We start from the raw sequence: 20,928 nt of genomic DNA on the forward strand, positions 1-20,928 counted from the left end.
CGGCCGCCCGTATCCAGCCCGAATAGCGGTCGATGAAAGCCTATATCGCCAAGAAACTGCTGGCCTTGCCGCTGATCCTCATCGGCGTTTCGCTGATCGTCTTCGTGGCGATCCGGGCGCTGCCAGGCGATCCCGCCCGGCTGATGGCCGGTCCGGAAGCGACTCAGGAAGCGGTCGATGCCATGACCGGGCGGCTCGGCCTCGACCGCAGCCTGCCCGAACAGTATGTCTCCTTCGCCCAAAGCGCGATCCGGGGCGATCTCGGAATATCCATCAAATCGAAGCTGCCGGTGGTGAATGAAATCACCGAGCGCCTGCCCTTCACAATCGGCCTTGCCGTCACGGCCTATATTCTGGCGATCGGCATCGGCGTACCGGCCGGCATGATCGCAGCCATCCAACGGCATGGCTGGCCCGACCAGGCGGTCATGATTCTGGCGATCGCCGGCGCTTCGGTCGCTAATTTCTGGCTGGCGCTGATGGCGATGAACACTTTCTCCGTCAAGCTCGGCTGGCTGCCGCTGCTCGGCGCTTCCTCATGGAAGAGCTTCATCCTGCCCTCGATCACCCTCGCCGTGCTGCCGATGGCTGTGATTGCGCGCATGACCCGCTCGAGCATGATCGAGGTGATGTCGCAGGATTATATCCGAACCGCCTATGCCAAGGGTGTCGCGCCGCGGACCATCTACTGGAGCCATGCGCTGCGCAACGCGCTGATCCCCATCATCACCATTGTCGGCCTCAATTTCGGCAGCCTGATCGGCGGGGCGGTGGTCACCGAATCCGTTTTCAACTGGCCAGGCATCGGCCGGCTGCTCGTCGATGCGGTGCGCTATCGCGACTACCCGGTCATCCAGGGGGTGACCCTGGTCGCCGTGACCRGCGTGGTGATGATGAATTTTCTCGCCGAAATGCTGATCGCGCTCCTCAATCCCAAGATAAGGCTCGGCTGATGGCAGCGATCGAAACCCGAATGGACGCAACGCCACGCCGCCCTTGGCCGATCCGCTGTCTGCGCTGGATGGCGACCCACAGGAGCATTGCGCTGGGTGGCCTGCTGATCGGGCTGATCGTTCTGGCTGCCATTTTCGCGCCGCTGATCGCGCCGGCGGACCCTTACGAGCAGGATCTGCTTGCGACCATGCTGCCTCCTTCATGGGGCCATCCCTTCGGCACGGACGACAGCGGCCGGGACATCCTCTCGCGCGTTCTTTACGGCGCGCGCATTTCGCTTATCGAAGTCGTGCTCGCCGTCGGTCTTGCCGTCATCGCCGGCGTTCCGCTTGGCATTCTTTCCGGTATGAGCGGCCGCTATCTGGACCAGGCGATCATGTGGATCATGGATATCCTCTTCGCCTTTCCCGGCATCGTGCTGGCTATCCTCATCGTCAGCGTGCTCGGTCCCGGCCTCGTCAATCTCCTGATCGCCATCGCCATCTTCTCCGTGCCTGTCTATGCGCGGCTGAGCCGAAATCTCACGCTCGGCCTGAAAGCCCAAGAATATGTCGAGGCGGCCGTCTCGCTCGGGATCTCCCGCCGGCGTATCATGACCCACTATATTCTGCGCAATGCCATCGGGCCGATCATCGTGCAATCGACGCTCACCGCCGGCACGGTTATCCTTTCGGCCGCAAGCCTTTCCTTCCTGGGGCTTGGCGCCCAGCCGCCGCTTCCCGAATGGGGCGCGATGATGAGCGACGGCCGCAATTATCTTGGCCTCAACATCTGGATGTCGCTGTTTCCGGGGCTTGCCATCATGATGACCGTGCTCGGCTTCAACATTCTCGGCGACGGCCTGCGCGACCTTCTGGATCCGCGCAAATGAGCGTTCCGGTCTACTGCGTCGATATCGGCGGCTCGTTCATGAAGTTCGCCATCTCGCCCGCTCCAGGCGAGATGAAACCGTTGGAGAAGGTAGCGACGCCGGCAAATTCCTGGGACGATCTTGCCGCCTCGCTCGCAGCCTTGCTCGACCGCCACGCCGGCGTCGGCCTCCCCACCTCGCCGCTTGCACTTTCGATCGCCGGGCTCGTCGATCCACGCAACGGTATCGCGACCTCGGCAAATGTTCCCTGCGTGACCGGCCGGCATCTCAGCGCCGAGCTGGCGGCGATCCTCGGCCGGCCCGTGCTTGCCGCAAACGACGCCGATTGCCTGACGCTCGCCGAGGCCAATGAAGGCGCCGGGCGCGGCCATTCCGTGGTTTTCTGCGCGATCATGGGAACCGGCATCGGCGGTGGGTTTGCCATCGACGGGCGGCTCGTCAAGGGCGCCGGCGGCGTGACCGGCGAATGGGGGCATGGGCCGATCCTCAACACCTCGGTCGATCTGGGGGACGGCGAAGGGCCGATCCACGTTCCGCGCTTTTCCTGCGGCTGCGGGCAATCCGGCTGCGTCGATACAATCGGCGGGGCGCGTGGCATCGAGCGGCTGCATCATTATCTGCATGGCGCGACCGAGAACAGCCACCACATTCTGGAGGAATGGCAAGCGGGTGAAAGTCGCGCGGCGAAGACGGTCGCCGTCTATCTCGAACTCATCGCCGATCCGCTGGCGCTTGCCGTTCATATCACCGGCGCCTCGATAGTGCCCGTCGGCGGGGGTCTCGCATCGGTGACGCCGTTGATCGACGCTCTCGACGCGGCCGTGCGCAGGCGTATCCTCAACCGCTTCGACTATCCGCTGGTGACGCCCGCGCTGCGGCAGGAGGATGGCGGACTGGTGGGGGCTGCGGTGCTCGGCCACCGGGGAGGTTGATATGCGCATTCTGCTCGAAGTCTGTGTCGACAGCCCCCAGGGCCTGGCTGCCGCTATCAAAGGCGGCGCGGACCGCATCGAACTTTGCTCGGCGCTCGATGTCGGCGGGCTTACTCCTTCCCCCGGTCTGATGGTGCTTGCCGCGCAGGCGCCTATCCCCGTTTACGCGATGATCCGACCGCGCGCGGGCAGTTTCGTCTTCGATGGCGATGACGAGAAGACAGTGATGGCCGATATCCATGCGGTTCGCGCAGCCGGCCTTGCGGGCGTTGTGATCGGCGCCAATCGGCCCGACATGACGCTCGACCTGCCGCTACTACAGCGGTTGATGGAGCGCGCAGAAGGGCTCGGCGTCACGCTCCACCGTGCCTTCGATCTGACTCCCGATCCGAATGCGGCGCTGGAACAGGCGGTGGACCTCGGCGTCGAGCGCATCCTGACTTCGGGCCTTGCGGTCAACAGCTCCGAGGGACTCGACATTCTTAAACGCCTTGTAAGGCAAGCGAGTGGCCGCGTCTCAATCATGCCCGGCGGCGGTGTCAATCTCGCCACCGTCGAGCGAGTGGTGACGGAAACAGGCGCGAGCGAGATCCATAGCTCCTGCCGCCGGCTGGTTGAAAATGAAGATGAGCGAGCGAGCGCCTTCGGATTTCAGCCGCCACGATCCTACGCTACCGACGCCGGGATCGTGAAGGAAATGCGCGTCTTCCTCGACCGCCTTTCAAAATAGCGCGCCGAACGGGGCGCTCCACGTCATCCGACTTGGTCCGACGTCCCCAAACGGCTCATCGAAAAGACCAAGATAATACAAGGAGGAACGCTCCAACGGAGTGGCGACGGGCGCTTTCCGTTTGACAGGAGATATAAGAGGTCATATCTCTTTCAGATGAGGAGCGGTCTTGCGGAGGGCAGGATCATGGTGGCGCAGGAGGAGCACTGATGAAGCCATTCTTCAATACGATATCGTCGATCCTGATCGGGTCCACGCTACTAATGCAGCCTGCCTACGCCGAAACACCGCCCAATATGCTGGTGGTCGGCTTTTCGATGAACAATATCCTGACGCTCGATCCCGCTGCCATTACCGGCAAGGAAGCCGTGCAGGTTCTTGCAAACATATATGATAACCTTGTGTCGCTGAACGCCGTCGATCGCTCGAAGGTTGACCCGCAACTGGCGGAAAGCTGGACGGTCGGCGACGACAATTCTTCGATCACCTTCAATCTGCGTGAGGGTGCCACGTTCGCATCGGGAAATCCGGTGACCTCGGCGGACGTCATCTGGTCGCTCAAGCGGGTGATGAAGCTCAATCTTGCGCAATCGACCTCGCTGAAGACGCACGGCTTCACGGCCGCCAATGCGGAAGAGAATTTCACCGCGCCGGACGAGCATACCGTCGTCATCAAGCTTCCGAAGAAGGTCGATCCGCAGATCATCATCATGACGCTCTGCCTTGTCGGTCCCGGATCGGTGCTCGACAGCAAAGCCGTGATGGAGCAGGAGAAGGACGGCGACCTGGGCAATGCTTGGCTGACCAACAATTCGGCGGGCTCCGGCCCCTTCAAGCTCGAGGGCTGGCGCTCCAACGAGCGGGTGACCCTCGACCGCAACGACGAATATTGGGGCGACGCCCCGGCGATGCGCCGCATCATCATGCGTCATCTCGCAGAATCCCAGAGCCAGCGGCTGATGCTGGAAAAGGGCGATATCGATATCGCCTATTCCATGTCGGCAGCCGACCTGAAGGCGCTGGAAAACAGCGAGGACGTGAAGGTCCAGACCATCGGCGGCAGCGGCTTCTATTATCTCGCCGTTTCCATGAAGGACGAGAAGTTCAAGAACCCGAAGGTTCGCGAGGCGCTGCGCTACCTCATCGACTACCAGGGGCTCAACGACAGCGTCTTGCCCTATTTCGCCAAGTTCCGCGACCGCCCGATCCAGACCGGGATTTCCGGCGCTCTCCCCAGTATCGGCTACAAGCTGGATGTGGAGAAGGCCAGGGCTCTGCTTGCGGAAGCCGGCTATCCGAACGGTTTCTCGACGACGCTCCGGGCGATCTCGGATACTCCGTTCGTCAATCTCGCGCCGGCGATCCAGGCGACCCTCGCTCAAGGCGGTATCAAGGCAGAAATCATCACCGGCTCGGGCGACCAGATCTACGGCGCGATGCGCGAGCGGAAGTTCGAGCTTATCGTCGGCCGCGGTGGCGGCGGGCAATTGCCGCACCCGGACTCGAACCTGCGCTCCATCGTCTACAATCCCGACAATTCGGACGAGGCGAAGCTCACCAACTTCCAAGGCTGGCGAACCTCCTTCTACGACGAGAAGATCAACAAGATGATCGACGATGCGCTCGTGGAGGCCAATCCGGAGGCTCAGGTCAAGAAATACGAGGAAATCCAGGCCTATTACGCCGACATGGTTCCGGCCATCCAGCCGTTCGCCGAGGTCGTCGATAGCGTCGGCTTCCGCGCCGACATCAGAGGTCTGGAGCTCAACGCGTCCTGGTCGACCGAACTTCGCACCGTGTCGAAGGAAAGATAATCGCCCTCCGCCGCCGTGCCCCCACGCGGCGGCGGAAAGCTTGCGATACCGAGGAAATTCCATGAGCAACGAGCGTCTTTTCGCCTTCGCGAGGCAGGCGGGCACCGTATTGGCGACCCTTATCGGCCTGCTTGTCCTGACCTTCTGCATCGGACGCCTGATGCCGGTCGATCCGGTGYGGGCCATCGTCGGGGAGGAAGCGGATCAGRCCACCTACGAAATGGTCGCCGAGCGCATCGGCGCGCACCTACCGCTCTATCAACAGTTCATCCGCTATGTGAACGACCTCACGCATGGCGATTTCGGCGTATCGATCCGCACGGGTCAGCCGGTCATCAACGATATCCTGCATGTCATGCCCGCCACGATCGAGCTCGCCACCTTCGCGATCATCTTCGGCGCGGGTTTCGGTATTCCCCTCGGTATCCTTGCCGCTGTCCAGCGCAACAAGCCGGTCGACCATGTCATCCGGTTCGCCACTCTTATCGGCCATTCCATGCCGATCTTCTGGACCGGCATGATCGGACTCATCATCTTCTATGCCGCGCTCGACCTGGTTGGCGGCGGCGGACGTCTTTCCGATTATTATGTTGGCCTCGTTCCGGACCGAACCGGCTTCATCCTGATCGACGCGGGCCTTGCCGGAGACTGGGAAGTCTTCGCCGACGCGGTCAATCACCTGATGCTTCCAGCCAGCATACTCGGCTATTCCTCGATGGCCTACATCACCCGCATGACGCGCAGCTTCATGCTGGATCAGCTGAATCAGGAATACATCACCACCGCCCGCGTGAAGGGGCTCTCGAAAAGCCGCACGATCTGGCATCACGCATTCGCGAACATCCGCGTGCAGCTCGTAACGATCGTGGCGCTCGCCTATGGCGGGCTCTTGGAAGGCGCGGTGCTGATCGAGACGGTATTCTCTTGGCCTGGCTTCGGCCAATACATGACCAGCAACATGCTGATCGGCGACATGAATGCCGTGATGACCTGCGTGCTCCTGGTCGGCATCATCTTCATTGCGCTGAATCTGCTTTCCGACGCGCTCTACAAGATTTTCGATCCGAGGACGCGCTGACATGACAGCCAACCTTCTTCATTCCCAGGATGCGGCCGTGCCCGAAACCCGTCGAACGCAGAGCCTGGTACTGCRCCAGCTGATCTCGCTTTTCCGCGAACTTCTCGGCAGCCCGACCTCTGCCTTCGGCCTCATCGTCATCRCCATCCTGCTGCTCACCGCGCTTCTCTCGCCGCTGATCGCCCCCTACGATCCGAACATCATCAATCTCGGCAACGCGCTGCAGTCGCCGAGTGCCGCCCACTGGTTCGGGACGGACGAGCTCGGCCGCGACATATTGAGCCGCATCGTCTACGGCACGCGCATCAGCCTCACCATCATCACCATCGTCTCGGTCATCGTCGGCCCGATCGGCCTCATCGTCGGCACGACGGCGGGCTATTTCGGCGGCTGGTACGACACATTCATGATGCGGATCACCGATATCTTCCTTTCCTTCCCAAGCCTCATCCTCTCGCTCGCTTTCGTCGCGGCGCTCGGTGCCGGGCTCGAAAATGCGATCATCGCGATCGGGCTCACGGCCTGGCCGCCGATCGCCCGGCTGGCGCGCGCCGAGACGCTCACCTTCCGGGGCGCGGACTATATCTCGGCCTCGCGCATGCAGGGCGCCTCCAGCCTCCGCATCATCGTGAAATCGATCATGCCCATGTGTCTGCCCTCGGTTCTGGTACGCGTGACGCTCAGCATGGCGACCGTGATCCTGACGGCGGCGGGCCTCGGTTTCCTCGGTCTCGGCGCCCAGCCGCCCCTGCCCGAATGGGGCGCCATGATCGCCACCGGCCGCCGCTACATGCTGGATAATTGGTGGCTGGTCGCCTTCCCCGGCGGCGCTATCCTGCTCGTCAGCCTTGCCTTCAACCTGCTGGGGGACGGCTTGCGCGATGCGCTCGACCCGAAACAGCGCTGAGGATCACGTCATGGACAACAGCCAAGAAGTTCTCCTTCGCGTCGAACAGCTGAGCGTCAGCTACCGCAGCGGCAAAACCTACAATACCGTCGTGAAGGGCGTCTCCTTCGATCTCGGCCGGGAGCGGCTCGGCATCGTCGGCGAATCCGGCTCCGGTAAATCGACGATCGGCCGGGCGCTTTTGAAATTGCTGCCGACAGCCCGTATCGAAGCGAACCGCCTGGATTTCGGCAGCACCGATCTCCTTGCCGCCAGCGAAAAGCAGATGCTCGATATCCGCGGGCGGCGCATTTCGATGATCCTTCAGGACCCGAAATTCTCGCTCAATCCGGTGCATCGTGTCGGCGACCAGATTGCCGAAGCCTATCGCGTACACACGAGGGTCTCCTCGCATGCCGCGAAACAGAAGACGCTCGAAATGCTGGAAGCGGTGAAAATTCGCGATCCGGAACGCGTCTTCGGCCTTTATCCGCACGAAGTCTCGGGCGGCATGGGCCAGCGGATCATGATCGCCATGATGCTGATCCCCGAACCGCAGATCATCATCGCCGACGAACCGACATCGGCGCTTGATGTGACGGTGCGGATGCAGGTGCTGAAAATCCTGAACGAACTCGTGACTGAAAAGGGCATGGGTCTCATCATGATCAGCCACGACCTCAATCTCGTGCGCAATTTCTGCGACCGGGTGCTGGTCATGCGCTCCGGCGAGGTCGTCGAGGAGCGGGCTGCCCGCGACATGACGAACTGCACCCATCCCTATACGCGCGGACTTCTCGCCGCCCAGCCCCATATCGGCGGCAGCCGCAAGCCGCTTCCGGTGCTCAACCGCGACAACAAGGAGGTGCGGGCATGAGCGCCATCGAAGTTCGCAACCTGTCGATCGATCTCGGCTTCGGCGCCGCCAAGAGGCGCATCCTCGGCGATGTCTCCTTCTCTGTGGAAGCAGGCGAATCCTTCGGCCTCGTTGGAGAATCCGGTTCGGGAAAGTCCACCATCCTGCGCTGCATCGCGCAGCTGCTGAAAGCCTGGGAGGGTGATATCCTGATTGCCGGGCAATCGGTGCGCGATATGCCCTTCGACGAATATTGCCGCACGGTGCAGATGGTTTTCCAGGATCCCTATGGCTCGCTCCATCCGCGCCAGTCGATCCGCACGGCGCTGCAGGAGCCCTTGCGAATCCACCGCATGGACCGTCAGGTGGAACGCATGGAACGGGCCTTGATCGATGTCGGCCTCAATCCGGATTTCCTGTCGCGCTATCCGCACGAGCTCTCGGGCGGCCAACGGCAGCGCGTGGCGATCGCCCGGGCGCTCATCCTCGAACCGCGCATCCTGCTCCTCGACGAACCGACCTCGGCGCTCGACGTCTCGGTGCAGGCGGAGGTGCTGAACCTGCTTGCGGATATCCGGGCCAGACGGAACCTCACCTATCTCTTCGTCTCGCACGATCTGGCGGTGATCGACCATATGTGCGAGCAACTGGCGGTGATGCAGCACGGACGGCTGGTCGAGATCATGAGCCGCGACGTTCTGGCCACCGGCCAGGCGAACGATTCCTATGCCAGGGAACTCATCCAGGCGAGCCTCGAATACGACCAGGCAGTCTAGAGCCTCGGAGGAGGAGCGATGACCTTTGAAGCCGAGAAGTCTCTTTCGCAGTCAGCAGCCTGGCGTCGGAAGGAAACGCTTAGTTCCCTGGTCGTCCGCACGATCATCGAGCGCATCAAGCTCGGGGAATATCTGCGCGGATCGAAGCTGCCGACGGAAAAGGCGCTGATCGACGAATTGGGCGTCAGCAGGACGGTCGTCCGGGAAGCGATCGCCAATCTCAGTGCGAGCGGCCACGTCTCGATTCACCACGGTATCGGCGTTTTCGTTCGCGAGGACGCCGGCGTGACGCCGTTTCGCCTCACGAACGAAAACCTGACCAGGGTCGAAAACGTACTCAAGGGTCTTGAGCTGCGCATCGGCATAGAGTCCGAAGCCGCCGCCCTTGCCGCTGAACGCAGAACCCAGGCAGACATTGCAGCCATGGCCGCAGCCTTCACGGCAATGGATGACGCTATCCGCGATCTCGATCGCAATACTCAGGCGGATTTCCAGTTTCATTGTGCCGTCGCCGCCGCCAGCCAGAACGAGCATTTCTACCAGATATTCAATTATCTCGGCGAAACGCTGATGCCCCGCATGCGCATGCAGGCCCATACGGTGAGTGACGCGACCTTCATCGGGCATCTCATGCGCGTCAGTGAAGAGCACCGGGCGATCTTTCGCGCGATCGAAGCGCAGGATGCCAGAGGTGCGCGAGCAGCCATGCGCAAGCACCTCACTGACAGCCGTGATCGGCTGATCGAGAGGTCTCGGAGCACGCCATGATAGATGGTGAAAACATGTCGAGTCTTGCCGTGAGGCTGCGCTACAATCTTTCGTTCCCTTGGAATTTCGACCCGCATGAAGATTTCACCGCCTGGAAGCTCCGCACGCGGGCGAGGGTCCGCGAGGTGCTGGGCATCGAGGCGATCACTCCCGCCGAGGTCCTGGTCATCGGTGAGTGGAGCGAAGACGGCTGCAGGGGCCAGGAACTCGAATTCCGCTTTTCGAACGGCGAGGTAACAAGAGCCTACCTGCTTCGGCCCGATACCGACGGCCCGACGCCGGCGGTGCTCTTGCTGCATGACCACGGCTCGTTCTTCTCGATCGGCAAGGAGAAGATGATCCGCCGGCCGGGAGAACCTCCGGAAACCGCTGCCGAGATCGATCATTGGACGGCACGGCTATATGGCGACCGTCATGTGGGCAACGAACTCGTCCGGCGCGGCTATACCGTGCTCAGTGCGGACGCGATCGGCTGGGGAAGCCGGAAAGGCAATGGTTACGAGGCGCAGCAGGCGCTTGCCGCCAACCTGATGCAGTTCGGCGTCTCTCTCGCCTCGGTCATTCTGCGCGAGGACATGGAGGCTCTGGCCTGGCTGCGCCGGCTTCCCGGGGTCGATCTCCACCGCGTGGCAAGTTTCGGGTATTCGATGGGGGGCTCGCGCGCCTGGCAGCTCGCCGCCCTTTCCGATGAAGTCAAAGCCTGCGTCGCCGGCGGCTGGATGGGAACGCTCGCCGGCCTCATGCAGCCCGGCAACAACCAGCTTCGCGGTCAATCCGCCTTCTGCATGCTGCATCCGCAGATCGCCGGCAAACTGGATTATCCGCATTTCACGGCGCTGGCGGCGCCGAAACCGGCCCTGATCTTCAGCGGTCGGCAGGACCGGCATTTTCCCGAGCCGGTGGCGGATGAAGCTTTTCGGCAGTTGCGCGACATCTGGGGCGCTGCCGGTGCCGGCGACCGGATCGAGACCCGCCTTTGGCCTGGAGCCCACTCTTTTCCCATTGAGCAGCAGGATTATGCGATCGACTGGCTCGACCGTCACCTCTGATCTCAAAATCTCGCAGGAAAAAGCCGGTTCTCGATGGAGAACCGGGCTTTTCGTCCGCCTGGAAGATCGGTCAGCCGATCAGCCGACGAGATTGGCGTTGATGAAATCGAAGTTGATATCCTCGCCAAGGCCGGGCTTGTCGGAAATATGGACGAAGCCGTCCTCATCCATCGGATCGGCCAGCGCGTTCAGATATTCGAAGCCGTCGTCATATTCGAGGAAGGGATGCAGAAGGCCCCGTTCGTACCAATGGGCGTTCTTCGAGCAGGCCGCGATAATGAGATTCGGCGCGCCGTTGCCGTGGATTTCGCAATGCATTCCGAAGGATTCGGCCAGATGCATGCATTTCATGGCCGGGCTGATGCCGCCGACATCGTGTACGCCGGTCCGCAGGATGTCGCAGGCCTTGGAGGTGATCCATTCGGCACGGTTGAAATGCTTGCCGGCTGCGCTTTCCGGTCCGAGCACCGGGATATCGAGATTTTCCGCCAGCCAGGCGTAGGAAGCCGAACTCTGCTCGTCCATCGGCTCCTCGATCCAGTCGAAACCGAGCTTTTCCAGCCCCTTGCCGAGCTCCAGCGCTTCAGTGCGGGAATACCAGTGGAAGGCATCGATCATCAGGTGGATATCCGGCCCGACCGCTTCACGAACGGCGGCRCAGGCCTTGAGGTCCATCTTGACGTTCGGCGCCCAGGAGACAGGTGGCATCCAGGTATGCAGCTTGATCCCCTTGTAACCGCGCTTGACGAGCTTTTCGGCGAAACGGCCGTAATCCTCCGGCGTCGCCAAACCGCCTTCCAGCTCGTCGCCGCACATGATCGAGCCGTAAGCGGGAATTTTTTCGCGATAGCTGCCGATCAGCTTATGCACCGGCATGTTCAGCTTGCGGCCGGCAAGATCCCAGAGCGCGCAATCGACGATCGCCAGCGTTCGGTCGGTGAGCTGCATGGCGCTGCCGCGCTGCCAATGGGCAAGCTCCTGCCAGAGCCTCTCGCGTGCGAAGGGGTCTTCCCCGATCAGCACCTTCTTGACGAACTTATCGACGACATGCGGGCGCACGACTTCCGGGGCCGCAAAGCAGTAGCCTTCGCTGCCGTCGTCGGCCACGATGGTCATCAGAGCCAGATTGACCTTGTGCGGCGGGCCGGGATGGGCATGGCCGGCACTATCCTGATGGCGGCGGGTCGTGTGGGCGAAGACCCGCACATTGACATCAACGATTTTCACGAAACTCCTCCTGTCCCGGCCGGGGCGGGAATCTCGGTTGCCCGGCAAAGCAGGACTTCGCCGCCCCGCACAATGTCGTCATATCTCAATAAATTGTCATACTACAAGGCAGCATGAAGCCGTCAATTAATTTCTTTCGCTCTCTTGACAAAGCAAGAGGATTTTACGCCAGTAAGTAGCAGGAATACCGAGGAATAAGCCGGAGCGGCCGTCTTGATAAGATCAGATCATACCACGCTGGAGGCTTCCCCAAGAAAGGGACGCAACCTGGTCGAAACCGTGAGCCAGCGCCTGCGCGAGACAATCCTGCGCGGAGAGTTGAAGCCCGGAGAAAAGCTCGCCAGCGAGAGTGGATTGACCCAGCAGTATCAGGTCAGCCGAACGGTCATCCGGGAAGCGATCGCCTCGCTCAGGGCCGACGGGCTCGTGGAAGTGCGCCACGGCGTCGGCGTTTTCGTGCTTGCCCCGCAGCCAGGCCTTCACCGCGGTCTGCGCGGCGTCGATCCCAGCCGGGTTTCCTCGATCATCGAGATGCTGGAAGTGCGCGCGGCGATCGAGATCGAAGCCGCCGGACTTGCTGCCGGACGCTGCTCACCCGCGCAGCAGGAACTGATCTTCGAATGTCTCGACAGCATGAAGCAGCAGATTGCCGCCAGCGCTTCGACCATCGACAGCGATCGCGCCTTCCATCTTGCCATTGCCGATTCCACCAACAATCCGCGCTTTCGCGAACTCCTGGAGGCCATAGGCCAGCAGATGATCCCGCGTTCACTCCTGCAAGAGGACGATGGGGATACTTCTCCGCCGGATTATCTTTCGCAAATACAGAACGAACATGAGCGAATCGCCCGCGCGATCGCCGAGCGCGACGAGGCGGCGGCCCGCGACGCGATGCGGATGCATCTCAAGGGGAGTCAGCAGCGTTACCGCTCGCTGATGCGGCGGTCATAGGTGCCACGCCAAACATAATACAAGTGTTGACAGAGATCGTATCTCTTTATAGCCTCCGGGACAAAGCCAACTCCTGGAGGATTATTCCCGTGTCTACGGATCCCAATGAACTGAAACGGGCGCTCGGCGCGGGCCTGCTTTCCTTTCCCGTCACCCCTTTCGGCAAGGATGGTCTCTTCAATTGCAAGGCCTATGAAGAGCATGTCGGATGGCTGGCGGGTTTCRATGCCGCCGTTCTGTTTGCGGCAGGCGGTACGGGCGAATTCTTCTCCCTGGAGCCTGCCGAAATCCCCGAGATTATCGCTGTGGCGAAAGCCTCCGCCGGCAAGACGCCCATCGTTTCGGGCTGCGGTTACGGCACGCGGATCGCCGTATCGATCGCCAAGTCCGCTGAAAAGGCCGGCGCCGACGGCCTGCTGCTATTGCCCCACTACCTGATGGACGCCAGCCAGGAAGGGCTTTTCCAACACATCAAGACCGTGTGCCAATCGGTATCGATCGGTGTCATGGTCTACAATCGCGACAACTCGATCCTCACGGCTGAAACGCTGGCGCGCCTCTGTGAAGCCTGTCCCAACCTCGTCGGTTTCAAGGACGGATCGGGCGATATCGGCCTCGTGCGCAAGATCACGGCGACCATGGGGGACAGGCTCACCTATCTCGGCGGCATGCCGACGGCCGAACTTTTCGCGGATGCCTATCTCGGTGCTGGTGTCACGACCTACTCCTCCGCCGTGTTCAACTTCGTTCCGGCACTCGCCCAGGAGTTCTACAAGGCGCTGCGCGCCGGGGACACCGCGACCACCAACCGCATTCTCATCGATTTCTTCTATCCCTTCATGGAGATCCGCAACCGGCAGAAGGGCTATGCCGTTTCCGCCATCAAGGCCGGCGTCCAGCTGATGGGTTTCGACGCGGGCGCCGTCCGTCCGCCGCTCACCGACCTCACGGCGGAGGAAGTCAGGATGCTCGAAGCGCTCTGCGAACCCTATCGCCAACGCAAGGTCGCCTGAACCTTTGTGTCACGCCTTCCTCCCAAGGCAACGAAACGCCCGCGACCGGATGGCCGCGGGCGTTTCTTCGACCAAAACAATAAGCTCACCTCTCCCTGAGATGCGCTTCAGCCGATAGCCATCAGGCTGGCATTGCCGCCTGCCGCCGCAGTGTTGACCGAGGTGGAGACCTCCTCCAGCAGCCAATTGAGGCAATAGGCTTCGGAATGCGCCAGGAGCTCGGCAGCGGATGCCGCCTGAGTGAGAACCAGCGGGCCGGGCAGGCCGGCAATGCACCCGGTGATCTCCAGCAATCTTTCGCCTTCCCCCTCGATCAGCGCGCCRGCATAGGGACAATCAGCCTTCCAGTCGCTCGTCCATGTGATCTGCGAGGATACGGCGGCGGGCAGGTCAGCCATTCCCTCCTTGAGACCGGAACCGGCATCGATGACAGCCATATTGCCCGTCGCCATCACGGCTCCGAGCTGGACAATCAGGCCTTCCTCTGTTTCCGGCACAAGCAGGATACGACCGCGGGAATGAAGCGCATAAAGATTCTTCTCACCCACCGGGCCCGGAAGCTCGAGGCTCAATCCAAGCGCGGAATTGCTGCCGAAGTCCCGCACCCGTTCGGCAAGCGCCTCGTTGTCGCGGCCCTGCAACCACCGGGCAAGTTCGAGAAGCGCGGGATGCACATAGACCGAGCTGTGTTGCGGCGGTACAGGCGGGTCCTGAACCAAGCGGCCTATATAGAGCGGGCCACCCGCCTTGGGCCCAGTGCCTGAAAGACCCCGGCCGCCGAAGGGCTGCACGCCGACCACAGCGCCGATGATGTTCCGGTTGACATAGATATTGCCGACCTGGACCCGACTGGTCACATGGGCGATCGTCTCATCCAGGCGGGTATGCAGCCCGAAGGTCAGGCCGTAACCGGTGGCGTTGATATCGTCCATCAGGCGATCCAATTCCTCCCGCTTGAAGCGCACGACATGAAGCACGGGGCCGAATATCTCCCGTTCGAGATCGGCAAGTGACTTGAGTTCGATGATCGTCGGGGAGACGAACGTACCGGCCRCAGTCTCCGGCGGCAGGGCAATCTGCTCGACCTTGCGGCCGAGAGCGCGCATCTTCCCAATATGTCCCTCGATATTGCGCTGCGCCTCCTCGGTAATCACCGGGCCGATATCGATCGATAAACGGTCCGTGCGCCCGATGCTCAGCTCGGCCAATGCACCTTTCAGCATGGCCAGGGTACGGTCAGCGATATCTTCCTGAAGGCAGAGAACGCGCAGCGCCGAGCAGCGCTGGCCGGCGCTGTCGAAGGCGGAGGCGATGACATCTCCCACCACCTGTTCGGCAAGAGCGGAGGAATCGACGATCATCGCATTCTGGCCACCCGTCTCGGCGATCAGCGGAATAGGCTTGCCGGCCGCGGACAGCCTCCGGGCGAGCTCCTTCTGGATGAGGCGGGCGACCTCTGTCGAGCCGGTGAACATGACGCCCGCGGTTTCCGGCGCCGCGACGAGGGYAGCACCAACGCGACCGCCGCCTGGAAGGAACTGCAGCGCTCCCCTCGGAACGCCCGCTTCATGAAGAATGTTCACCGCTTCGGCGGCGATCAACGGCGTTTCCTCCGCTGGCTTTGCCAAGACCGGATTGCCTGCGACAAGCGCTGCGGCAACCTGGCCCGTGAAGATAGCAAGCGGGAAGTTCCACGGGCTGATGCAGACGACGGGACCGAGCGGCTTGTGGTTCGGTCCAAGCGTGCGAAGCGTCTGTTCGGCATAGTAACGCAGGAAATCAACCGCCTCGCGCACCTCGGCGATGGCGTTCGGCAGCGACTTGCCGGCTTCGCGCATGGCAAGACCGAGAAGCCGAGGCATGCGGGCCTGCATCAAGTCCGCTGCCCGGATGAGGCATGCCGCCCGCTCCTGCGGCGGCACTGACGACCATTGGCCGACCGCGGCAAGCGCCAGTTCTGCCGCCTTGCGGACGGCTTCGTCCGAAGCCTCCGTCACCTCGCCGACAATATCGGAATGATCGCCCGGATTGCGGATAAGGCGGGTTTCGCCACTTCCCGGGCCTTCCGCAAGCCAGGGTTCGGCTTTCCACTCCACCTTCGCGCTTTCCGCAAGCTCTTCGGAGAGCGCCGCCAGAGTGGCCTCGCTGGAGAGATCGAAGCCTGCCGAGTTGATCCGCGCCGCGCCGAAAAGATTGGCAGGCAAGGCGATCTGGTCATGCTTTGCGCCGGGCACAGGCATGGACCGGACCACTGCTACGGGATCGGCGATCAGTTCTTCCACCGACACTTTGGGATCACCGATGCGGTGGACGAAGGAGGAATTGGCGCCGTTTTCCAGAAGGCGTCGCACGAGATAGGCAAGCAGCGTCTCATGCGTGCCGACCGGCGCGTATATGCGGCAGGGGCGGTTCAGCTTGCCGGGCCCCACGACCTCTTCGTAGAGCGCTTCGCCCATGCCGTGTAGGCATTGGAACTCGTACTTGCCCACTTCGAAATCCGGACCGGCAAGATGATGGATGGTGGCAAGTGTCTGCGCGTTGTGCGTGGCGAATTGCGGGAAAACCACATCCACCGCYGCCAAGAGCTTGCGGGCACAGGCAATATAGGACACGTCCGTGTGGACCTTGCGCGTGAAGACCGGAAAATCCTTAAGGCCATCGAGCTGCGCACGCTTGATTTCGGCATCCCAATAGGCGCCCTTGACGAGGCGAACCATGATGCGGCGCCCTGCCCTGCGGGCAAGATCGATCACGAAATCCAGGACGAAGGGGCAGCGCCTGCCATAGGCCTGCACGACAAAACCGATGCCATTCCAGCCGGAAAGATCGGGGTCGAAACAGAGCTCCTCCAGAAGATCGAGCGAAAGCTCCAGCCGGTCAGCTTCCTCCGCGTCGATGTTCAGGCCGATGTGGTAGGTTTTGGCAAGCGCCGCCAGCGCTTTCACCCGCGGCAGCAGTTCGTTCATGACCCGGCTGGACTGCGACCGCGAATAGCGCGGATGCAGAGCCGAGAGCTTGATCGATATGCCCGGCCCCTCATAGATCCCGCGCCCGGCGGAAGCCTTGCCTATCGCGTGGATCGCGGCCTCGTAATCCCGATAATAGCGCTCGGCATCGGCCGCGGTCGTGGCGGCCTCTCCCAGCATGTCGTAGGAATAGCGGAAGCCCTTCTCTTCCATGCTCTTCGAGCGGTGCAAGGCTTCCTCAATGGTCTCACCGGTGACGAACTGCTCGCCCATCATGCGCATGGCCATGTCCACCCCACGGCGGATGACCGGTTCGCCGCAGCGCGCGATAAGCCGGGTGAGTGCGGCTGCGAGCCCCCGGTCGTTGACCGTCGATGTAAGCTTGCCGGTCACCACAAGTCCCCATGTGGCCGCATTGACGAAGAGCGAACGGCCTTCGCCAAGATGGGCCTTCCAGTTTCCGTCCGCGATCTTGTCCCGTATCAGGGCGTCCCGCGTAGCGGTATCGGGAATGCGGAGCAGGGCTTCTGCGAGGCACATGAGCGCCACGCCTTCCTGACTGGAAAGCGCATATTCCTGCACCAGCCCTTCGACACCGGAACCGCGGTTCTTGCCCCTCAGCGCAGTGATCAGAGTCCGTGCGGTCTGTCTGACCCCATCTGCCAGATCGGCCGGGAGAGTGGCCGCATCGAGAAGCGGCGGCAGGCATTCTTCCTCCGGCCGCCGATAAGCTGCGGTGATTGCCGCTCGCAGCGCAGATTGYGGCCGGATGGGTGGCGCAAAACCGGTGAACGGCGGAACTGGCTGGGCCTCGGCACGGAGGCGGGCGTTTTCCATGGACGGCATGTATTTTCCCAAATGACAATCATCGGTGATCGATCGGCCGGTTGCGCCGATAGTCCCGACAGGCGGAAAACAGACAGATCGCGCCTTGAGACCGCCTCGGGACACGTGAACCAAGTATAATATGGGGCCTGCGGACCAACCGAACTTTTCTATTGAGATCTGTGGTCCTTTTTATCAATAATGGGAACCTTCAAGGGGAAAACGGCCATGAATTTGGATTCTTCAGGCGAATTGGACGCGTTCGATCGCAAGATCCTCGAAGCCGTCCTGGAAGACGGCCGCATTTCCGTGACGGAACTCGCAAATCGCATCGGCCTCTCCAAGACGCCGACGAATGCGCGGCTGAAACGCCTTGTCGATCAGGGCTTCATCCTCGGCTTCCGGGCAATCCTGAATACCCAGAAGCTCGACGCCAGCCATGTCGCCTTTGCGGAGGTGAAGCTTTCCGACACGCGCGAAAAGGCGCTCGAGGAGTTCAACCGCGCGATCAGGAAAATTCCCGAGATCGAGGAATGTCACATGATCGCCGGCCGCTTCGACTATCTCCTGAAGGTCAGGACGCGGAACATCCGACGCTACCGGGAGATTCTCGGAGAGAAGATCTCCAGTCTTCCCTATGTTTCCAGCACTTCGACATCGGTGGTGATGGAATCGGTCAAGGAGCGGTGAGCAGCACGGGTCGGCTAATGATCGCAGGCGCAGCCTACTAGTAAGCGGCCTCGTAGATCGCCAGCCCATCGCCCTCTGTCACCTCACGCGGATTATTGACGAGAAGGCGCGTCTGTTTCATCGCGTCGCGCGCCAACATCGGCAGCGCCTCTCGCGGTATGCCCACCTCGCGCAGCCCTTGCGGCAGCTTCAACTCCCTTCCCAGTTCTTCCAGAGCCTCAATGAAGGCGTCCGCCCGCCTGGCGAAGGGTACCGCGGCCAGCTCGGGGAAGGCATCGGCAGCAATTTCCGCGTATTGGTTGGCCGCTTTCGGCAGGTTGAAGCGCAGCACATGCGTCAGAACCAGCGCGTTGGAGAGACCATGCGGGACATGAAAATGCCCGCCGATCGGATAGGCCAGCGCATGAACCGCCGCCACCGGCGAATTGGCGAAAGCCTGACCGGCGAGAAGCGAACCGAGCAGCATGGCTCCGCGCGCTTCACGGTTCGTCCCGTTGAATACCACCTCCCGGATATTGGCGCCCAGAAGCCGCAGCGCCTGCTTCGAGAGGCCGTTGGAGACCGGATTGTTGTTCGGCGAGGCGGAAGCATAGGATTCGATCGCATGCACCATGGCGTCGATGCCGGTCGCGGCGGTCACCGTCGGCGGAAGCCCGAGCGTGAGATCCGCATCCAGAACCGCGATATCCGGCAGTAGAAGCGGCGAGACGACGCCCTTCTTCTCCGCACCGCCGGTGGTGACGATCGCGATCGGTGTCACTTCCGAGCCGGTGCCGGCCGTTGTCGGCACGAGAACGAGCGGCAGGCGCGGCCCCTTGGCGGCATTGACGCCGTAGACATCGCTCAAGTTTTCGCCGCCACCGGCGATCAACGATCCCAGCTTTGCGACATCCATGGGCGAACCGCCACCGATGGCGATCACTCCGGTCGCACGATGGGATCTGATGAGATCGACAAGTTCCAATACGTTTCTTTCCGGGGGATCGGCATTGACATCGTCGAACACCGCGACTTCGGACGCCGCCCTGGCGAAAGAGGCAAGCGCGGGATCCACAATGCCCAAACGGCGCAATCCTTTGTCGGTGACGAGAACGATCCGGCGGCCGAGCAGCGAAACGGCTATATCCGCGATACGGGCGCCGGCGCCAGCTTCCGAAACGATGGATTTCGTGGTGTTGAAAATGAAGCCGCTCATCTCAACCGCCATCCGCTCGATGATCCCCGCTTCATCCGCATTGCCATCTCCCCGCTCCAGCTTGGCCGCTCCCGCGCATTCCTGGCTGAGCAATCCGAATTATTTCCTGGACGGTAACCAGAAACAAGATCGACGGCTTCCATCTTGATACCGGTCTCGCTTAGAATGCTACCACAGCTTGAGGAAATGCGGTTCTGCAAGGCCAGCCATGACGGGGTTTCACGGGTTCAAGCTATATCGCGGTCTGGTGATTGTCGCCATCGCGCTGGGGGCGGCGGGAATCTGCCGGACACCTGCCGCCGCCTTGGAGAAGAATGAAGGCAAGGATGCCTGCATTTATCGAGGCATTTCGGCCGACGGTTCCCAACCCTTGTGCATTCGCATCAAAAGCTACAACCGGGATCTCTGCCAGATCATCGAGCATGTGGCTTCGGCAAATTCGCTCCCGCCGGATTTCTTCGCGCGCCTCATCTGGCGGGAAAGCCTGTTCAGAGCGGATGCCATCAGTCACAAGGGCGCCGAAGGCATCGCACAGTTCATGCCGGCGACTGCGAAGCTCCGCGGGTTGACCAACAGTTTCGACGTCATCGAGGCGCTTGCCGCATCTTCACGATATCTGAACGACCTGAGGACCCGCTTCGGRAACCTTGGCCTTGCGGCCGCGGCCTATAATGCGGGAGAAACCGGCCTGGAATCCTTTCTCAGGACCGGCCGGCTGCCACTCGAGACCCGCGACTACGTCTTTGCGATAACCGGGCATACGGCAGAGACCTGGAAGGACAATCCTCCCGAAACGCCGGCTCCTCCTCTCGACAAGGCCAAGCCCTTCATCGAAAGCTGCGTCGAGCTCGCCAACAACAGGCGCCTGAGCGGCCCCGTTCTCGCCCGCCGTGAACCGCCGCCTCCCTGGGGGGTGCAGCTTGCCGCTCATTACAATCCGGATGTTGCCGGCCGGCTCTTCGCCAACGCCWTCGGCAAACTGCCGGCACCGCTCAATTCGGAACGCCCCGTGATCGTTCGCCAGAAGGGCGGCAATTTCGGCAATCGGGCGCGTTATGCCGCCCGGATCGGCCGAACAAGCCGCGCGGAGGCTGTTTCCCTTTGCGAGCGCATCAAGGAGGCCGGCGGCTCCTGCACCGTCTTCAAGAACTAGAGTAAAGCACGCTCCGAGCGATCAAAGCTTGCCGCCGGATACGGCATCGCGCTTAGGGGTTGCGTCGACCGGCTTGGCCTCGGTCTGTGGGCGCCGTTTTTGAGCGTGTTTCCGAGTACTGCTTGGTCTTTTTGTTCTTCTGGATATCGTGAGGTTTAGCGAGCACTTGGGTCGCCCGACGGGGAGAGTATTCC

Annotated in this window: 18 protein-coding genes; 15 read left to right on the forward strand and 3 right to left on the reverse strand. The window is 61.8% G+C overall.

Going from position 1 to position 20,928, the window contains the following annotated elements; all coding sequences use genetic code 11:
• Nucleotides 1-32: 32 nt before the first annotated feature.
• The 11 genes from LCM4573_RS19060 to LCM4573_RS19110 all read left to right on the forward strand — a co-directional run bounded on the left by LCM4573_RS19060 (nt 33) and on the right by LCM4573_RS19110 (nt 10,714).
• Entirely contained in the window at nt 33-953 is a 921-nt protein-coding gene (locus tag LCM4573_RS19060) for an ABC transporter permease (RefSeq protein ID WP_071007953.1), read from the forward strand.
• The gene (locus LCM4573_RS19065) at nt 953-1,825 is read left to right on the forward strand and encodes an ABC transporter permease (RefSeq protein ID WP_071007954.1); all 873 of its coding nucleotides are present in this window, start codon (nt 953-955) and stop codon (nt 1,823-1,825) included. Before LCM4573_RS19060 ends, LCM4573_RS19065 begins: the two co-directional genes overlap by 1 nt.
• A complete protein-coding gene (locus tag LCM4573_RS19070) occupies nt 1,822-2,757 on the forward strand; it encodes an ROK family protein (protein ID WP_071007955.1) in 936 nt (311 codons plus the stop codon). The genes LCM4573_RS19065 and LCM4573_RS19070 overlap by 4 nt, the downstream gene beginning before the upstream one ends.
• Nucleotide 2,758: 1 nt before the next feature.
• Nucleotides 2,759-3,487 (forward strand): copper homeostasis protein CutC, encoded by a 729-nt coding sequence (locus LCM4573_RS19075; RefSeq protein WP_071007956.1) that lies wholly within the window; start codon nt 2,759-2,761, stop codon nt 3,485-3,487.
• Nucleotides 3,488-3,696: 209 nt separating this feature from the next.
• Nucleotides 3,697-5,301 (forward strand): ABC transporter substrate-binding protein, encoded by a 1,605-nt coding sequence (locus tag LCM4573_RS19080; RefSeq protein ID WP_071007957.1) that lies wholly within the window; start codon nt 3,697-3,699, stop codon nt 5,299-5,301.
• Between the two features lie 61 nt (nt 5,302-5,362).
• Nucleotides 5,363-6,379 (forward strand): ABC transporter permease, encoded by a 1,017-nt coding sequence (locus LCM4573_RS19085; protein WP_071007958.1) that lies wholly within the window; start codon nt 5,363-5,365, stop codon nt 6,377-6,379.
• Between the two features lies 1 nt (nt 6,380).
• Entirely contained in the window at nt 6,381-7,286 is a 906-nt protein-coding gene (locus LCM4573_RS19090; protein ID WP_083347533.1) for an ABC transporter permease, read from the forward strand.
• Nucleotides 7,287-7,296: 10 nt separating this feature from the next.
• A complete protein-coding gene (locus LCM4573_RS19095; protein ID WP_071007959.1) occupies nt 7,297-8,142 on the forward strand; it encodes an ABC transporter ATP-binding protein in 846 nt (281 codons plus the stop codon).
• Entirely contained in the window at nt 8,139-8,897 is a 759-nt protein-coding gene (locus LCM4573_RS19100; RefSeq protein WP_071007960.1) for an ABC transporter ATP-binding protein, read from the forward strand. Before LCM4573_RS19095 ends, LCM4573_RS19100 begins: the two co-directional genes overlap by 4 nt.
• A gap of 18 nt (nt 8,898-8,915) precedes the next feature.
• Nucleotides 8,916-9,665 (forward strand): FadR/GntR family transcriptional regulator, encoded by a 750-nt coding sequence (locus LCM4573_RS19105; RefSeq protein ID WP_071007961.1) that lies wholly within the window; start codon nt 8,916-8,918, stop codon nt 9,663-9,665.
• Nucleotides 9,662-10,714 carry a dienelactone hydrolase family protein gene (locus LCM4573_RS19110; protein ID WP_071007962.1) on the forward strand — a complete coding sequence of 351 codons (1,053 nt, stop codon included), beginning with the start codon at nt 9,662-9,664 and terminating at the stop codon, nt 10,712-10,714. Before LCM4573_RS19105 ends, LCM4573_RS19110 begins: the two co-directional genes overlap by 4 nt.
• Before the next feature lie 78 nt (nt 10,715-10,792).
• Here LCM4573_RS19110 and LCM4573_RS19115 read toward each other — a convergent pair whose 3' ends face one another.
• Entirely contained in the window at nt 10,793-11,941 is a 1,149-nt protein-coding gene (locus LCM4573_RS19115) for a mandelate racemase family protein (RefSeq protein ID WP_071007963.1), read from the reverse strand.
• 213 nt (nt 11,942-12,154) lie between these two features.
• Here LCM4573_RS19115 and LCM4573_RS19120 point away from each other — a divergent pair, with 213 nt between their 5' ends.
• Nucleotides 12,155-12,892, forward strand: coding sequence for a FadR/GntR family transcriptional regulator (locus LCM4573_RS19120; RefSeq protein WP_244505365.1), 738 nt, complete (start codon nt 12,155-12,157; stop codon nt 12,890-12,892).
• 89 nt (nt 12,893-12,981) lie between these two features.
• Complete coding sequence (gene kdgD, locus LCM4573_RS19125; RefSeq protein ID WP_071007964.1) at nt 12,982-13,905, forward strand: 5-dehydro-4-deoxyglucarate dehydratase; 924 nt, start codon at nt 12,982-12,984, stop codon at nt 13,903-13,905.
• A 107-nt stretch (nt 13,906-14,012) separates the two neighbouring features.
• On the opposite strand, the gene putA is transcribed toward kdgD, so the two are convergent.
• Nucleotides 14,013-17,708, reverse strand: a complete 3,696-nt coding sequence (gene putA, locus LCM4573_RS19130; RefSeq protein WP_071007984.1) for a trifunctional transcriptional regulator/proline dehydrogenase/L-glutamate gamma-semialdehyde dehydrogenase — start codon at nt 17,706-17,708, stop codon at nt 14,013-14,015.
• A 216-nt stretch (nt 17,709-17,924) separates the two neighbouring features.
• On the opposite strand from putA, the gene LCM4573_RS19135 reads away from it, so the two are divergent.
• Complete coding sequence (locus tag LCM4573_RS19135; RefSeq protein ID WP_071007965.1) at nt 17,925-18,386, forward strand: Lrp/AsnC family transcriptional regulator; 462 nt, start codon at nt 17,925-17,927, stop codon at nt 18,384-18,386.
• Nucleotides 18,387-18,423: 37 nt separating this feature from the next.
• Here the strand turns inward: LCM4573_RS19135 and LCM4573_RS19140 are convergent, their stop codons facing one another.
• The gene (locus LCM4573_RS19140; protein ID WP_071007985.1) at nt 18,424-19,581 is read right to left on the reverse strand and encodes an iron-containing alcohol dehydrogenase; all 1,158 of its coding nucleotides are present in this window, start codon (nt 19,579-19,581) and stop codon (nt 18,424-18,426) included.
• 208 nt (nt 19,582-19,789) lie between these two features.
• Here LCM4573_RS19140 and LCM4573_RS19145 point away from each other — a divergent pair, with 208 nt between their 5' ends.
• A complete protein-coding gene (locus LCM4573_RS19145) occupies nt 19,790-20,734 on the forward strand; it encodes a lytic transglycosylase domain-containing protein (protein ID WP_083347534.1) in 945 nt (314 codons plus the stop codon).
• The last annotated feature ends 194 nt before the right edge of the window (nt 20,735-20,928 follow it).

This window comes from Rhizobium sp. LCM 4573 (assembly GCF_001854865.1).
Lineage (GTDB): Bacteria > Pseudomonadota > Alphaproteobacteria > Rhizobiales > Rhizobiaceae > Neorhizobium.

Excerpts from the sequence above, each read along its gene's own strand:
- LCM4573_RS19110 (WP_071007962.1), top strand. The coding sequence starts at position 9,662 with ATGATAGATGGTGAAAACATGTCGAGTCTTGCCGTGAGGCTGCGCTAC.
- LCM4573_RS19135 (WP_071007965.1), top strand. The coding sequence starts at position 17,925 with ATGAATTTGGATTCTTCAGGCGAATTGGACGCGTTCGATCGCAAGATC.
- LCM4573_RS19140 (WP_071007985.1), bottom strand. The coding sequence starts at position 19,581 with ATGAGCGGCTTCATTTTCAACACCACGAAATCCATCGTTTCGGAAGCT.
- LCM4573_RS19075 (WP_071007956.1), top strand. The coding sequence starts at position 2,759 with ATGCGCATTCTGCTCGAAGTCTGTGTCGACAGCCCCCAGGGCCTGGCT.
- LCM4573_RS19080 (WP_071007957.1), top strand. The coding sequence starts at position 3,697 with ATGAAGCCATTCTTCAATACGATATCGTCGATCCTGATCGGGTCCACG.
- LCM4573_RS19070 (WP_071007955.1), top strand. The coding sequence starts at position 1,822 with ATGAGCGTTCCGGTCTACTGCGTCGATATCGGCGGCTCGTTCATGAAG.
- LCM4573_RS19065 (WP_071007954.1), top strand. The coding sequence starts at position 953 with ATGGCAGCGATCGAAACCCGAATGGACGCAACGCCACGCCGCCCTTGG.
- LCM4573_RS19100 (WP_071007960.1), top strand. The coding sequence starts at position 8,139 with ATGAGCGCCATCGAAGTTCGCAACCTGTCGATCGATCTCGGCTTCGGC.
- LCM4573_RS19105 (WP_071007961.1), top strand. The coding sequence starts at position 8,916 with ATGACCTTTGAAGCCGAGAAGTCTCTTTCGCAGTCAGCAGCCTGGCGT.
- LCM4573_RS19095 (WP_071007959.1), top strand. The coding sequence starts at position 7,297 with ATGGACAACAGCCAAGAAGTTCTCCTTCGCGTCGAACAGCTGAGCGTC.